15 protein-coding genes are annotated in these 14,538 nt (G+C 71.3%); 7 read left to right on the top strand and 8 right to left on the bottom strand.

The window, feature by feature from the left end:
• Positions 1-20: 20 nt before the first annotated feature.
• Entirely contained in the window at positions 21-1,433 is a 1,413-nt protein-coding gene (locus ACZ7L6_RS34090) for a GH39 family glycosyl hydrolase (RefSeq protein WP_471930692.1), read from the bottom strand.
• Between the two features lie 187 nt (positions 1,434-1,620).
• Here ACZ7L6_RS34090 and ACZ7L6_RS34085 point away from each other — a divergent pair, with 187 nt between their 5' ends.
• Entirely contained in the window at positions 1,621-2,715 is a 1,095-nt protein-coding gene (locus ACZ7L6_RS34085; protein WP_471930690.1) for a DUF5925 domain-containing protein, read from the top strand.
• A 23-nt stretch (positions 2,716-2,738) separates the two neighbouring features.
• On the top strand, positions 2,739-3,509 hold the full coding sequence (locus ACZ7L6_RS34080; RefSeq protein WP_471930688.1) for a DUF72 domain-containing protein: 771 nt from the start codon (positions 2,739-2,741) through the stop codon (positions 3,507-3,509).
• Here ACZ7L6_RS34080 and ACZ7L6_RS34075 read toward each other — a convergent pair whose 3' ends face one another.
• Positions 3,510-3,878 carry a GntR family transcriptional regulator gene (locus tag ACZ7L6_RS34075; protein ID WP_471930686.1) on the bottom strand — a complete coding sequence of 123 codons (369 nt, stop codon included), beginning with the start codon at positions 3,876-3,878 and terminating at the stop codon, positions 3,510-3,512.
• Between the two features lie 71 nt (positions 3,879-3,949).
• Between ACZ7L6_RS34075 and ACZ7L6_RS34070 the strand changes: the two genes are divergently transcribed.
• Positions 3,950-4,879 (top strand): GNAT family N-acetyltransferase, encoded by a 930-nt coding sequence (locus tag ACZ7L6_RS34070; protein ID WP_471930684.1) that lies wholly within the window; start codon positions 3,950-3,952, stop codon positions 4,877-4,879.
• Positions 4,860-5,363 (top strand): ribonuclease FAU-1 family protein, encoded by a 504-nt coding sequence (locus ACZ7L6_RS34065; protein WP_471930682.1) that lies wholly within the window; start codon positions 4,860-4,862, stop codon positions 5,361-5,363. Before ACZ7L6_RS34070 ends, ACZ7L6_RS34065 begins: the two co-directional genes overlap by 20 nt.
• Positions 5,364-5,385: 22 nt before the next feature.
• Here ACZ7L6_RS34065 and ACZ7L6_RS34060 read toward each other — a convergent pair whose 3' ends face one another.
• On the bottom strand, positions 5,386-6,000 hold the full coding sequence (locus tag ACZ7L6_RS34060) for a class I SAM-dependent methyltransferase (RefSeq protein ID WP_471930680.1): 615 nt from the start codon (positions 5,998-6,000) through the stop codon (positions 5,386-5,388).
• A 138-nt stretch (positions 6,001-6,138) separates the two neighbouring features.
• Here ACZ7L6_RS34060 and ACZ7L6_RS34055 point away from each other — a divergent pair, with 138 nt between their 5' ends.
• On the top strand, positions 6,139-6,276 hold the full coding sequence (locus tag ACZ7L6_RS34055; protein ID WP_093910979.1) for a hypothetical protein: 138 nt from the start codon (positions 6,139-6,141) through the stop codon (positions 6,274-6,276).
• A gap of 33 nt (positions 6,277-6,309) precedes the next feature.
• On the opposite strand, the gene ACZ7L6_RS34050 is transcribed toward ACZ7L6_RS34055, so the two are convergent.
• Positions 6,310-6,756, bottom strand: coding sequence for a GNAT family N-acetyltransferase (locus ACZ7L6_RS34050; protein WP_471930678.1), 447 nt, complete (start codon positions 6,754-6,756; stop codon positions 6,310-6,312).
• A gap of 141 nt (positions 6,757-6,897) precedes the next feature.
• Here ACZ7L6_RS34050 and ACZ7L6_RS34045 point away from each other — a divergent pair, with 141 nt between their 5' ends.
• Entirely contained in the window at positions 6,898-7,899 is a 1,002-nt protein-coding gene (locus ACZ7L6_RS34045; RefSeq protein ID WP_471930676.1) for a lytic polysaccharide monooxygenase auxiliary activity family 9 protein, read from the top strand.
• 119 nt (positions 7,900-8,018) lie between these two features.
• Here the strand turns inward: ACZ7L6_RS34045 and ACZ7L6_RS34040 are convergent, their stop codons facing one another.
• Positions 8,019-8,888 carry an esterase/lipase family protein gene (locus tag ACZ7L6_RS34040; protein WP_471930674.1) on the bottom strand — a complete coding sequence of 290 codons (870 nt, stop codon included), beginning with the start codon at positions 8,886-8,888 and terminating at the stop codon, positions 8,019-8,021.
• Between the two features lie 146 nt (positions 8,889-9,034).
• Complete coding sequence (locus tag ACZ7L6_RS34035; RefSeq protein WP_471930672.1) at positions 9,035-9,481, bottom strand: MarR family winged helix-turn-helix transcriptional regulator; 447 nt, start codon at positions 9,479-9,481, stop codon at positions 9,035-9,037.
• A 95-nt stretch (positions 9,482-9,576) separates the two neighbouring features.
• On the opposite strand from ACZ7L6_RS34035, the gene ACZ7L6_RS34030 reads away from it, so the two are divergent.
• Complete coding sequence (locus tag ACZ7L6_RS34030; RefSeq protein ID WP_471930670.1) at positions 9,577-9,951, top strand: cupin domain-containing protein; 375 nt, start codon at positions 9,577-9,579, stop codon at positions 9,949-9,951.
• Here the strand turns inward: ACZ7L6_RS34030 and ACZ7L6_RS34025 are convergent.
• Together ACZ7L6_RS34025 and ACZ7L6_RS34020 are read right to left on the bottom strand one after the other, a co-directional pair.
• Positions 9,929-10,933, bottom strand: a complete 1,005-nt coding sequence (locus ACZ7L6_RS34025; RefSeq protein ID WP_471930668.1) for a DNA polymerase Y family protein — start codon at positions 10,931-10,933, stop codon at positions 9,929-9,931. The genes ACZ7L6_RS34030 and ACZ7L6_RS34025 overlap by 23 nt on opposite strands.
• On the bottom strand, positions 10,930-14,388 hold the full coding sequence (locus ACZ7L6_RS34020; protein WP_471930666.1) for a DNA polymerase III subunit alpha: 3,459 nt from the start codon (positions 14,386-14,388) through the stop codon (positions 10,930-10,932). Before ACZ7L6_RS34020 ends, ACZ7L6_RS34025 begins: the two co-directional genes overlap by 4 nt.
• Positions 14,389-14,538 lie beyond the last annotated feature (150 nt).

Genomic DNA, 14,538 nt, shown 5'->3' with positions numbered 1-14,538 from the left:
AGCAGGAGGGGTGGGGTGGCTCAGCGTTCGAGCCACCTGACCTCGTAGGCCTGGAACTCGACCTTCTTGCCGTCGATCTTCGCGCTGGTCTGCCGGTCGAGGGTGTTCACGGCCAGGACCACGTCGTCCGTCGCCAGGACCCGGATGCCGGGCTTGTCCACGGACACCTTCGCGTACTCGGTCCCCGGCCGGAACTCCTTGCCGAACCGGGAGATCAGGTCGTACATGGGCAGCTTCTGCCCACCGCCCGCGGTGTCGGTCGGCGTCCACAGGCAGCCGGCGCACTCGGTGCCCCTCTCCTTCTCCGGGTTCCAGTAGAAGGCGGAGGTGGCACCGCCCTTGGCCAGGGCGATCATTCCGGCGGCCTGGACGGCGACCCGGCGGGTCTCGGACCAGCCCTTGCGGTCGTCGTTGCCGTCGGCGGGCTCGACGTAGTACTCGGCCCACCACAGGGGCAGGTCGCCGGTCTGCCGGCGAACCCACTGGCTCACGGCCGTGAACTTGTCGGTGGCCGTGAACTCGTCGGGCAGGAGCTCGTCGTCCCGGGTGTAGCTGGAGCCGTCCACGACGACGAAGTCGGCGCCGGTCTTGTGCCTGTTCCAGTACTCGAAGGCGTCGACGGTGCGCTGGTCGAGGGCGCCCCAAGGGCCGGTGAGGTCCGTCGACGCCTCATGGGCGCGCGGGTCGACACTGTCCATCACGAGGTACGGCCCGCCGACCATGATGTCGGGGTTGACCTTCTTCAACGCCTTGTGGACGAGGTTGTAGAGCCTGGTGTAGCCCTCGTAGTCCCAGCGGGCCTCGGCGTCGTTCCAGAAGCCCTTGAACTCGTTCCACACGATGAAGTGCCGTACGTCCGGGTAACGCTTGGCGACGGTCACGGCGAGCGCGGCGAAGTCGTCGAAGTGCTCGGGCTCGGGCGCCGTCTCCAGGGCGGCCTGGCTCCAGTCGGTGTTGTCGACGCCCGCCTTGCCGCCCTTCATCCAGTCAGGGGCGCAGCACAGGGTGACGACGGGGGTGCTGCCGGAAGCGCGGATGAAGTCGATGCGCCGGTCCATGTCCTCGAAGTCGTAACGCCCCTTCACCGGCTCGGGGTTGTTCGCGCCCCAGCCCATGATGTGCTGGATCTGCGGCAGTCCCCCGGCGTCCGCGAGCCGGCCCCCGACGCGCTCGACGGCTGCGGACGCGCCCTCGTCGGCGCTGTGCTGGGTGTGGGTGAACCCCCAGCCCACCTCGGGGTTCGTCGCGTCCGGGGTGGCGGTCGGGGTGCCGTGCACCTTGTCGCCGTCGCGTGAGGTGCCGTCGGTGTTCACGCCGTTCCCCGGAAGCGTGGTGAGGAGGGTGACGGCCAGGGCCAGAGCCGTCGCGCCCACGCCGAGCAGTGCGGTGAGCCGCCACCGCCGTGCCCCCGAATTCCACCCATGACGTCCCATCAAGGACAACGGTAACGGGGGTGACAGTCGCTCGGGCAGGTTTCGCACTACACGGTCCTGTAACAGGACGGAGGGGGTACAGAAGGCATACGGCGCACGCATCGGGCACGGCGCCGACATGAACCGTTGGCGGGACGTAGCACGGAAACCGGGTGCACAGGGGCGCCGCGTGCCGGATCATGGCCGCATGTCTGCGAACCCACACGACGCTCTGCCGATCCGGCTCAACGTCGACGACAGCGACTCGCCGTCCGACGTCGTCGACGCGCTGTTCCTCGGCCGCTTCGCGACGGGCGAGCAGCCGTACTCGCACGCGGTGAACATCGACCGCGTACGGTCCGGGGCGACCCTCCTGCCGCCGGGCGCCCGCGTGCTGCGCGCCGCCCGCGACGACGACCGCAGCGCGACGCTGGCGGAGGGCGACGGCTGGACCCTGCTCATCTCCCGCTGGAACCGGGGCGCCGACGTCACGGTGACGGCGACCAGCGAGGAACTGGCGGCGCGGGTGCTGGGCGAGGCGACGGACGGCGCGGCGGACGAGCCCGAGCCGCAGCCGGAGAACGTGACCATGGGCTTCTGGTACGTCTCCCCCAGGCGCGGCCCGCACCGGACGACCCGGCAGATCTCGGCGGGCACCTGGGACGAGGTGCGGGCCAACTACACCGCGCCGGTCGCGGACGCGATGGACCGCCTGATGAAGACGACCCCGGAGGACATCGCGGGCCGCCTGCTCCTGCTGCACGGCCCGCCGGGCACCGGCAAGACGTCGGCGCTGCGGACCCTGGCCCGCTCCTGGCGGGACTGGTGCCAGGTGGACTGCGTCCTGGACCCGGAGCGCCTCTTCAGCGACGTCGGCTACCTGATGGACATCGCGATCGGCGAGGAGGACGCGTCCGGCAAGGGCCGCTGGCGGCTGCTGCTCCTGGAGGACTGCGACGAACTGATCCGCGGCGAGGCCAAGCACACGGCGGGCCAGGCGTTGTCGAGGTTGCTGAACCTGACGGACGGCCTGCTGGGCCAGGGCCGCAACGTTCTGGTCGGCGTCACGACCAACGAGGACCTGGAGCGCCTCCATCCCGCCGTCGTCCGGCCCGGCCGCTGCCTGGCCCGCATCGAGGTGGGGCCGCTGACACGCCGGGAGGCGGTGAACTGGCTGGGCAGCGACGAGGGCGTCGGCCGGGAGGGGGCGACCCTGGCGGAGCTGTACGCGTTGAAGCGGGGCACGTCCCCGACGTCGCTGCCGGAGCCGCGGGACGGGGCGGACGCGGGGCTGTATCTGTAGCCCCCCAGTGCTTACATGGGGGTATGACCCTGTTCGTCGGGACGTCGGGATGGCAGTACAGGGACTGGCGGGGTGCCCTCTACCCCACGGATGTGCCCATGCGACTGTGGCTGGAGGAGTACACGGGGCACTTCGCCACGGTGGAGATCAACAACGCCTTCTACCGGCTGCCGACGCGGGAGACCTTCGAGGCCTGGCGCGAGCGGGTACCGGGGGACTTCGTGGTCGCGGTGAAGGCCAGCCGCTACCTCACCCACATCAAGCGCCTCAAGGATCCCGAGGAGCCGGTCCACCGTCTGATGTCCCACGCGGCGGGCCTGGGTGACCGCTTGGGGCCGGTACTCCTCCAACTCCCGCCGACTCTGCGCGCCGACCCCGGCCTCCTCGATGCCTGCCTGGCCTGCTTCCCGTCCGGGACGCGGGTTGCGGTCGAGCCCCGGCACGAGTCCTGGTGGGTGCCCGAGATCCGCGAGATCCTGGAGTCCCGCGCAGCCGCCCTATGCTGGGCCGACGTGCAGGCCCGGCCGGTGACGCCCCTGTGGCGCACCACCGACTGGGGGTACGTCCGCTTCCACCAGGGCCGGGCCCGCCCCTGGCCCCGCTACGGCCGGCGCTCCCTGGAGACCTGGGTCGACCGCATCGCGACCACATGGTCCGACACCGAGGACATGTACGCGTACTTCAACAACGACCCCGGCGGGGCGGCGGTGGAGGACGCGGTGGTCTTCGGTAGGGCAGCAAGGCGAGCGGGCCGCACGGTGACCCGTACGCCGGAGCTCGCCGCACGCCGCTGACTACTCGCCGTAAGCCGCCCGCAGGGCATCCCGCACAGCCGCCAGCGCCTCGGCCTCCGTGAGCCCCAGCCGCCGGGCCCGCTCCGCGTACTCCTGCGCGGCCGACGCCGACTGACGCTCCGCGGCCGAGCCTGCGGCAGCCACGAACGTGCCGTTGCGCCCCCGCGTCTCGATCACCCCGTCGCTCTCCAGCGCCCGGTACGCCTTGGCGACCGTGTTCGCCGCCAGCCCCAGGGACTCCGCCAGCCCCCGCACGGTCGGCAGCCGGTAGCCCACCGGCAGCACCCCCGACCGCGCCTGCTCCGAGATCTGCGCCCGCACCTGCTCGTACGGCGCCGCACTGTCGTCGATATGGATCTTCAAGGTCACAGGCCGATTGTCCCGCAGCCGCCGGAAAATGAGAGGCACCCCCGGCATCTCCCCACGTACGGTGCCTCCTCATGACAGTGATCGTGCGCGAGCTCCGCCCGGACGTCCCGGCCGACACCGAGGGCTTCGCCCGGGTCCGCCGTCTGGCCCTGCCATACATCCTCTTCACCTCGGACTCGGTCCGGCACACCGCGACCCACTTGCACCCCGACGCCCGCTATCGTCCGCTGATCGCGGAGGAGGACGGAGAGGTGATCGGCACCGCGCAGGTCCACCTGGTCCATGACAGCCCGGAGGCGGGCCAGGGCTGCCTGAACGTCTATGTGCGCCCGGACCGGGCCCACCGCGGCGCCGGCCGGCTGCTGGTGAAGGCCGGCGAGGAGTACCTGGCGGCGCAGGGCGCGACCAAGCTGCTCGCCTGGGCCCTCGACGAGCCCGCCAACCGTGCCTTCGCCGAGCGGCGCGGCTACACGAGGGGCCGCTGCGGCCACTTCCTCCGGCTGGACCTGGCGAACGGCGCCCTCCCGCCGCTGCCGGCCGTCCCACCGGGCGTCGAACTGCGCACGGCCGCCGACTTCACCGACGATCCGCGCCCGCTGTTCGAGCTGGACGCGGAGACGGTCCTCGACGAACCCAGCGATGTCGCCACCGAGTTCACGGACTACGAGGCCTGGATCGAGGAGACCTGGAAGCACCCGCTGCTGAACCGCGAGCTGACCACGGTGGCGGTGGTCGACGGCCGCCCGGCCGCCTTCACCGTGGCGTACACCGACGGCGAGGGCCGCTACTCGACGGCGATGACCGGCACCGCCCGCGCCCACCGGGGCCGCGGCCTGGCCAAGCTCGTCAAGAACGACTCGCTGCGCCGCGCCCGCGCCGCCGGCTGCACGGAGGCGTTCACGGGCAACGACACCGGCAACGGCCCCATGCTCGCGATCAACAAGTGGCTCGGCTACGAGATCTGTGCGACGGAGGTACGGTATGTCCGCGAACTCGGCTGACCAGGCACCCCTGTTGGACGTGGTTCTCGTCAAGGCGGGCCGGACGAAGATCCGTTATCCCGCCGAACTGCTCCAGGACGACGGCACCCGCATCACCGTCCGCGCCCTCTGGTCCGGCGACGGCGTCCGCGACTTCGGCTTCGTCCGCTTCGAGCCGGGCGACGTCTTCACCGAGTACTACTGGCGCGACCGCTGGTACGCCGTGAAGGAGGTCCGCGACGCCGCGGGCGCCCTCAAGGGCTGGTACTGCGACATCACCCGCCCGGCCACGCTGTCCGGCACGGAGCTGGTCGTCGAGGACCTCGACCTGGACCTGTGGCGCTCAGCCGACGGCACGGACGTACGCCGCCTCGACGAGGACGAGTTCGCCGAGAGCGGCCTGGCGGAGACGGACCCCGAGGCGGCGGCCGCGGCGGTGGCGGCCCTGGACGAGCTCGAGGCCCTCGCCACCGTCGAGGGCGGCCTGCAGTCCTTGCTGGGCTGATCGACTGGGCTGACCTGACGAACTAGACGGTCGCCACCACGGCATACCGCTCGTCGTCCACGGCCTTCCCCCACAGCAGCTCGTCGTCCGACAGGTGCTCCACCCGCACCTGCTCGGCGAGCGGGGCGAGCAGGCCGGTGAGCCGGTCCGCCGGTATGCCGACGGGGCTGACCGTCCCCCACACACCCTCGACCAGCACCAGCCGTCCCCCGGGCCGCAGCAGCCCCGCCCAGTGCCGCAGCACGCGCGCGGGGTCGGGCAACGCCCACAGGACATGCCGTACGAGGACGACGTCGAACCGCTCCTCCCCCACCGGCGGCGCCGCGGCGTCACCGACCAGGAACGCCGCGTCACGCCCGGCGAGCTTGGCGCGGGCGAGGTCGACCATCTCCGGGGACCGGTCCACCCCCGTGACCCGGTGTCCCTGCTCGGCCGCGAGGAGCGACAGGCTGCCGGTGCCGCAGCCGAGGTCGAGGACGTCGCAGGTGTGCCGGGGCAGCCAGGCCCGCATGCGCAAGGCCCAGGCCCGGCGCACCTCGGGGTCGCGCAGACCGTGGTCCGGCTCGTCGTCGAAGGAGGCGGCTGCCGCGTCCCAGTCCATGTCCGTCCCTGTGAGGGCGTCTTCACCGTTCGTCATGGGCCAAGAGTGACACCCGCCACTGACAGTCGAATGGTGACAGCCGCCACTGACAGGACCAGCGGCGATGAGGAACTCTCCCCGAAAGGGTCTACCTCCTTGAGAACGAGGAACTCGGTGGCCCCGAAGGAGGCAGCCATGCGCCGTGTGACCGTGCAGAAGCCCCTGAAGAGGAAGTCGGATGCCCGCCGGGTCCGTGAGGAGGCCGACGAGCGCCCCTCGGGACGACCCGAGGTCCGCAAGGACATCGCACGAACCTGGTGGCCGGACGGCTGAGACGCCCTGCCGGCCGAACAGAGACAACAGACGTCAGAGCCGCTTCCGGTAGTGGATGCGGTCGTACGGGCCGTCCACCCGACGCTCGATGACCTCATAGCCGTACTTCGGGTAGATCTTCTGGTTCTCCCACATCAGCGCGTTCGTGTAGAGCCTGACCTCGGGCAGGCCGAGCGCACGCGCGCGTGCGTCCACGAAGTGCAGCAGCCGTCGCCCCACGCCCTTGCCGTGCGCGTCCGGGTGGACGGCGATGCTGTCGAGGAACAGATGGTCCTCGTACGTCTCCAGCACGACGAGCCCGATCACGGGATCGCCCGTCACGAACACCTTGCCCGCCGCGACGTTCGCCGCGTGGTCCGCCTCCATGGGCACGGGGACCACCCCGATGCGCTCGATGTAGTGCGTGTAGGCCGCGTCGGTCACGGCCTTCACGGCCGGGACGTCGGCGGCCGTGGCGGGCCGGATCTCCTCGCTCGTCATGGCGTGCACGCTACCTACCTGATCTCAGTCTGAGCACTCCCTTAAGGCGACCCTAAAGATCGCCGCGAACCCCCTGCGACAGGCGATTTCACGGTTTCTTGGATTCGGCACACACCCGTTCCGGTTCCGAGGAGATCCCCCATGCCCGCACGCCGCAAGGCCGCCACCGTCGCCGCCCTCGGCCTGACGCCGCTCGCCCTGACCGCTCTGGCCACCGCCCCCGCCGCGGCGCACGGTGCGATGGGCGACCCGGTCAGCCGGGTCTCGCAGTGCTACGCGGAGGGCCCGGAGAGCCCGAAGTCCGACGCGTGCAAGGCGGCGGTCGCGGCGGGCGGCACGCAGGCCCTCTACGACTGGAACGGCATCCGTATCGGCGACGCGGCCGGCCGCCACCAGGAGCTGATCCCGGACGGCAAGCTGTGCAGCGCGAACAGCGACGAGTTCAAGGGCCTCGACCTGGCCCGCGCCGACTGGCCGGCGACGAGCGTGAGCAGCGGGTCGTACACCTTCAAGTACCGCGTGACCGCCCCGCACAAGGGCACCTTCAAGGTCTACATCACCAAGGAGGGCTACGACCCCACGAAGCCGCTGGCCTGGGACGATCTCGACCTGGCGAAGCCGGTTGCGACGGCCACCGACCCCGCCGCCTCGGGCGGCTTCTACACGTTCTCCGGCACCCTGCCCGAGCGCTCCGGCAAGCAGCTGCTGTACGCGGTCTGGCAGCGCTCGGACAGCCCGGAGGCCTTCTACTCCTGCTCGGACGTCACCTTCGGCGGCGGGAGCGGCACTACCGACGACAGCTCCGGCAGCGGCGGCGACGCCTCGGCGGCCCCGAGCGCCTCCGCGCCCTCCGAGGAGCAGATCGAGGACGGCGCCGACAAGTCGACCATCGAGCACCACGGCCACGGCGACCAGGACGCCAGTACGTCGGCGGAGCCGGCCGCGGCGGCCGAGGAGCAGTCCGCCACCCCGGCCAACCGGCCGAAGGCGGCCGGCGCCGGCGAGAACCTCGCGGAGACCGGCGGGGACAGCAGCACGGCGTATCTGGCGATGGGCGGTGCGGCGACCCTGGCGCTGGGCTCGGCGGTCCTGTTCGCGTCGGTGCGCAGGCGGGCGGCCGGCGGCGCCCGTCACGGTCGCTGACCCAGGGCGCCACGGCCCGGGGGGACCACTGTCCCAACGCTCCGCTGCCCCATGACTCCGGGGCCTGACCGGCGGCTCAGGCCGGTCAGGCCCCGGCGGTGCGTTCCGCTCTCACATGCTCAACCGATCGCGGAGGCGCAGGTGGTGGGGGTGGCGTGGGCCGGGTCGAGCGCGTTGGCCACCTCGTGGAAGGCGATCCGGTCGGTCAGGCCCACGAAGGCGTGCTCGGAGATGTCGACCGAGCACAGGTCCTGGACCAGGACGTTCTTCACGTCGGCCCCGCTCAGGAACTGGCTTCGATAGGGCGTGACCACCTCGTCGTACTTGGTGGCGATGACCGTGTAGCGGACGCCGGGAACGGTGTCGCCGCCCGCGTTGAGCTTGGCCATGAAGTCGGAGCCGACGACCTGCTGGGCGAGGGCGGGGGTGGCGGTGGTGAGCAGGTCCTCGGCGCCCGGGAAGTACGGCAGCAGGTTGGTGAGCCCTGACAGGGTGGTGCCGTGGTTGTTGGGCGCGATGCCGACGAGGGCGTTCACCTTCGCGGCACCGCCGAGGAACTTGAGGTAGTAGCGGGGCATCATGCCGCCCTGCGAGTGGCCGACGAGGTCGGCCTCGGCGGCGCCGGTCGCGGCGAGGACCTTGTCGACGTAGGCGGACAGTTGCTCCGCCGACTTGTCGATGGGACCGAGGGCGTGGAAGAACGGCACGCCCGGCAGCTGGCCGTAGTCGAGGGAGAAGACGCAGTAGCCTCGGCCCTTCAGATAGGGGGCGAGTCCGAGCCAGTTGTCGACGGAGTTCGCGAACGTGCCGTGCACGAGGACGACGGGGCGGGGATGGGCGGCGGACGGCTTGCAGGAGTAGTCGTTCCAGCCACTGCTGGAGGTCGCCGCCGTTTCGGCGGCCTGGGCGGTGGTGGCGGGGACGACGGCGACCGCGGTGGTCAGCAGCAGCGCGGCCAGGGGTCTGAGCACTCGTTTCCAGGGCAGCATCGGGTGATCTCCTTGCGGCTCAAGGGAGGTGCGACTGCCTTACGCCCTGTGATCCGGATCACGAGGATGCTGTTCACTCGTCAAGTTACGGGCGAGTAGTAGACGTGTGAAGTTACGCGTCAGTAAAAACTTCCAGTGATAGTCAGTCACCAGGAGGGGCGCAGCGGACCGTTGGGCGCGAGACGCAGCAACTGGCCGTGCAGGGCGCGGACTTCAGCCTCCCCCACCAGACCGCTCCACTCACGCACGACGTCCGCGGCCGCCTCCTCCGCGGCCCGCGTGCAGGCCCACCCCTGCTCGGTCAGCACGACCAGCCGGGCGCGCGCATCATCGGGATGCGGCCGGCGCTCGGCGTATCCCTTGCGCACGATCTCGTCGACGAGCTGACTCGCGGCCTGCTTGGTCACACCGAGATGGACGGCGAGGTCGGTGACCGTCGCACCACCCGGGGCGAGCCGGGCGAACGCGAAACCGTGCGCGGGCCGGAGCCCCTCGAAGCCACGCGCGACCACACCGTCATGGATGCGTTGCGTGAGCTCACCGGCGACGGCGAGCAGTGCGGCGGACAAGGCCATGGCTTCGGAGTTCTGCACGCAGGCATTGAAACACCCTTGACGGATCGGTCAAGCAGCTTGACCATAAGCCCATATAGTCAAGCTGCTTGACCATCGACCCGACAGGAGCCCCCGTGCCCGTAATCCGCGCTTCCGAAGCCGTGACCCACGAGATCCACGGCGCCCGCTTCGTCTCGTACGCCACCCCCCTCACCGGCAGCAAGGAACTCTGCGCCTGGCGCGGCGAGATCCCGGCCGGGACCAAGGCCCCCGCACACACGGTCAACCGGGAGGAGGTCCTCCATCTGCTCGACGGCGAGCTGCTGATCACCCTCGACGGCCGCACCGACCGGATCACGCCCGGCGACACCCTGATCATCAACCCGGGCGCGACCCTGACCGTCGAGAACCCGACCGACCGGACGGCGATCACCTGGGTCACCACGTCCATCGGCCTGACGGCCGAGCTGGCCGACGGCACGCGCATCACGCCGCCGTGGGCCAACTGAGCCCTAAACGGCGACCAAGCGCCCCCGGCATCACCGCATGCGGCCCGAACTTCGCCCGCGCGCGGTCCGCGACCTCCTCGAGGCGGCGGGCCTTCTCGTCGAGCGGGTCGAAGGTGAGCTGGTAGGAGGCCTGCTCGGCGGGGTCGAGGCCCTCCGCGCGCAGGGCGAGGGCGCGGACGCGGGCGCGCTGGAGGCCGAGGGCGTCGTACATGTCGTACGCCGCCCTGGTCAGCGCCGGCGAGTGGGCCGTCGGCTCCTTCAGCGCACGGCTGCGGGTCGTCGAGGAGCGGTCGGCGTAGCGGACGGTGAGGGTCAGGGTGCGGCAGACCTTGTCCAGGGCGCGCAGCCGGGCGCCCAGTTCCTCGGCGGCGGAGAGCAGGGCGCTGCGGTGCCGGCCGGGGTCCAGCTCGTCGCGGCTGAAGGGCCGTTCGGTGGCGAGCGAGCGCGACACGGCGTTCGGCACCACCCGGCCCCGGTCGACTCCGCTCGCCTTCTCGTGCAGCTCACGGCCCACCTTCGCGCCGACGAGGCGCTGGAGCGTGGACAAGGGGGCGGCGGCGACCAGGCCGAGTGTGTCGAGGCCGTACTCGCCCAGGGTGCGGGCGGTCGCCGCCCCGACGCCGGGCAGCGCGGCGACGGGCTTCCCGGCGAGGAACTCCGCGATGGCGTCCGGCTCCTCGGGGACGGCGCAGGTCACCCCCGGCCGGGCGTCCCGCAGCGCCACGCGGGCCAGCATCGGCCCCGGCCCGGCGCCGATCGCACAGTCGACCCCGTGATGGGCGAGGGCGCGCACCCGTATCACCGACGCCAGCTCGACAGCGTTCCGCCCGAAGTACCGCTCGGCGCCCCGCAGATCGGCCAGCGCCCCGTCGGGTGGCAGCGCCTGGACGACCGGCGTGAAGTCCTCCAGCAGTCCGAGCAGCCCCGGCAGGGCCGCCTCGTCCGTCGGCGGCAGCTGGAAACGTACGCAGAGGATGGTCATCCCGCACTCCCCGGACTCTGGTGCCACAACTTCCGTATCTGTGAAGGCTCTTGACCCGCCGGTCGCAGATCGGCCCACGGGTTCAGTTCGTATCCGGTCGGCATTTGGATTCGCCGGCCGCGCGCCGGATCTCCGCCGTCCCCCGTGGCCCCCGGCACCGGTACCGGCTCCGCCAGCCGCGCGGCCACCTCGTCCAGCCCGCCCTCGGCACGCAGTTCGATCAGCTCGGCGAGGTTCCAGGCGGCGGAACCCACCACACTCAGACTGCGCGGCCCGCGCCGCTGCACCACCCCACGCACCAGCAGCAGCCAGGAGTGGAAGACGGTGTGGGCACACGCGTCGTGCGAGTCGTCGAAGAACGCAAGATCCACCAACCCCGTCCCGTCGTCCAGCGTGCTGAAGATGACCCGCTTGCCGGACCGGATCGGCGGCGTCTGGGTGGCCGCCTTGGCCCCGGCGACCAGCACGGTCTCGCCGTGCCGCGCCTCCCGCAGCCGCCGCGCCGAGACGACGCCCAGCTCGTCGAGGAACGCCCGGTGGTCGTCCATCAGGTTGCGCGAGGCATCCATGGACAGCACACCCAGCTCGGCACTGAGCCGCTCCGCGGAGCTGAGGTCGGGCAGTCCGGCCGCGGCCGTCTTCCGCCCGCCGGCCAGCGGCAGCTGTCCCCCGCCGCCGCCCCGGGCGCCCCGGTGCAGCTCGGTCAGATGCAGTTGCAGATCGCGCCGGTTGCCCCCGAAGGCGTCCAGCGCGCCGACCTGCGCAAGCCGCTGGGCGAGCGGCCGACTGGGCCGGGCCCGCTCCCAGAAGTCGAGAAGCGAGGCATACGGCTGTCCCTCCGCGATCCGCGCCGCCTCGGCCTCACTGATGCCGTGCACGTCGGAGAGGGCGAGCCGCAACCCCCAAGTCCCCCCGGAACGCCCAGATTCAGACACCAGTTCGATCCGGTGTGCGACCCCCGACACATTCACGTCCAACGGCAGGATCGGCACCCCACGCCGCCGCGCGTCCGCCAGCAGCAGCCGCTTCGGATACATCCCGGGATCGTGCGTGAGCAACCCGGCGTAGAAGGCGGCCGGATGATGGGCCTTCAGCCAGGCCGACTGATAGGTCGGCACGGCGAAGGCGACCGCGTGCGCCTTGCAGAAGCCGTACGACCCGAAGGCCTCGACGATCTCCCAGGTCCGCCGGATGGTCTCCGCGTCATACCCCTTGGCCGCCGCGTGCTGCGCGAACCACACCCGGATCCGCCCCTGCGACTCGGGATCCGACAGCCCCCGCCGCACCCGGTCGGCCTCGTCCCGCCCGCACCCGGTCATGATGTGCACGATGTCGATGATCTGCTCGTGGAAGACGACGACCCCGTATGTCTCCCGCAGCGGCTCCTCCAGGTCCTTGTGCGGATAGCGCACCGGCGCCCGCCCGTGCCGTGCCTCGATGAACGGCCGCACCATGTCGGCGGCGACCGGGCCGGGCCGGAAGAGCGAGATGTCGACGACAAGATCATGGAAGGTGGCCGGCTGAAGCCGCCCCACCAGGTCCCGCTGCCCGGGCGACTCGATCTGGAAGCACCCGAGCGTCTCCGTCGAACGGATGAGCCGATACGTCGCCGGATCACCGTCCCCCCGCTCGAAGTCGAGCGCGTCCAGATCGACCCGCTCCCCCGTGGCCCGCTCCACCTCCGCGACCGCGTGCGCCATCGCCGACTGCATCCGCACACCCAGCACGTCGAGCTTGAGCAGCCCGAGGTCCTCGACGTCGTCCTTGTCGAACTGCGACATGGGGAAGCCCTCGCCGCTGGTCGGCATGACCGGCGTACGGGAGAGCAGTGAGGCGTCGGAGAGGAGCACCCCGCACGGATGCATGGCGATGCCCCGCGGAAGGGCGTCGAGCGCCTCGGCCAGCTCCCACAGCTTGCCGTACTTCTCCCGCTCCCCGGCCAGTTGCCTGAGCTCGGGCAGCTCGTTCAACGCCGCACGGGCGTCCCGCGCCCGGATGTGCGGGAAGGACTTGGCGATGCGATCGATGTCAGCCGGATCCATGGACAGGGCGGCGCCCACGTCCCGGATCGCATGCCGCACCCGATAGGTCTCCGGCATCGAGACGGTCGCGACCCGCTCGGTCCCGAACCGGTCGATGATCGCGCGATAGACCTCAAGCCTCCGCGCGGACTCCACATCGATATCAATATCGGGCAGAACCAGCCGCCGCTTGGACAGGAAGCGCTCCATCAACAGCCCGTGCTCCACGGGATCGGCGTGCGCGATGCCGAGCAGATGATTGACGAGCGACCCGGCACCGGAACCACGCGCGGCCACCCGGATCCCCATCTTCCTTACGTCATCCACCACTTGAGCGACCGTCAGGAAGTACGAGGCGAACCCGTGGTGGGCGATGATGTCCAGCTCCTGGTGCATCCGCTCCCAGTACGCCCGCCGCCCGTCATAGCCGCGCAGCACCATGCCCGCCACGGCCCGCGAGGCGAGCGCCCGCTGGGCGGTGCGCTGCCCGGCACCGACGAGATACGGCTCGGGGAAGTGGACGCTGCCGATACCGAGGTCGTCCTCGGGGTCGACGAGACACTCGGCGGCCGCCGCCCCGGTCTGCTCCAGCAGCCGGTGTGCGGTGTCGCGCCGGAAACCCGCGGCCTCGACGACCCGCTCGGCGACCCGCCCCATCTCCTCCGCACCCTTGAGCCAGGCCTCACCGGAGTCCAGTTCCTTGGTGGAGTCGATGGGCACGAGCCGACGCGCGGCGTCCAGCACATCGGCGACCGGCCCCAGACCGGGATCCGCGTATCGGACGGCGTTGCTCAGCACGGGCCGCACACGCTGCTCGGCGGCGAAGCCGACGGTACGGGCGGCCAGCCGCAAGGAGCCGGAACCTGTCCCCTTCCTCCCGTGCCAGACGGCCTCCAGTCGCAGGGAGTCGCCGTAGATCTCCCGCCAGGGCACCAGCAGCCTGGCCGCCCGATCGGGACGACCGGCGGCGAGCGCACGCCCGACATCGGACCCGGGCCCGAGCAGGACGATCAGCCCGTCCCCCCGGTTGTCCCCCCGGGGCAGCATCGGCGGCCCCTCCCCGGCATGCGCGGCCGAAACGATTCGGCACAGATCGGCCCACCCTTGAGCCCCGTCCCGGGCGAGAAAGGTGACCCGAGGCGTCGACTCATCGACAAAGGCGCCACCCCGCACCGGAGCGCGCCGCCGCGCAGAGCCACCCGCCGACGAGAGGTCGAACTCCTCCACGGCCAGCTCGACGCCGAACAACGGCCGCACCCCCGCCGCCGCGCAGGCCTTGGCGAACCGGACCGCACCCCCGAGCGTGTCGCGATCAGTGAGGGCCAGGGCATCCATGCCCTGCTCGGAGGCACGCTCGGCCAGCCGCTCCGGATGCGAGGCGCCGTACCTCATGGAGAACCCGGAGGCGGTGTGCAGATGCGTGAACCCCGGCACACGCACCTCCCGCACTCATGAGCCCGGGACCGGCTTCGAACACCGATCCTCGAACATCAGTTCCCAACTCTCCCACCCCCACCATAGACCATTTCCGGCCCCTTTCTCGAACACTCGTACGACATCCGTTCGGTCGCCTCCCACCTGCGC

The organism is Streptomyces sp. NPDC107522 (genome assembly GCF_055657525.1).
This window is presented reverse-complemented; position numbering and strand designations above follow the sequence as displayed.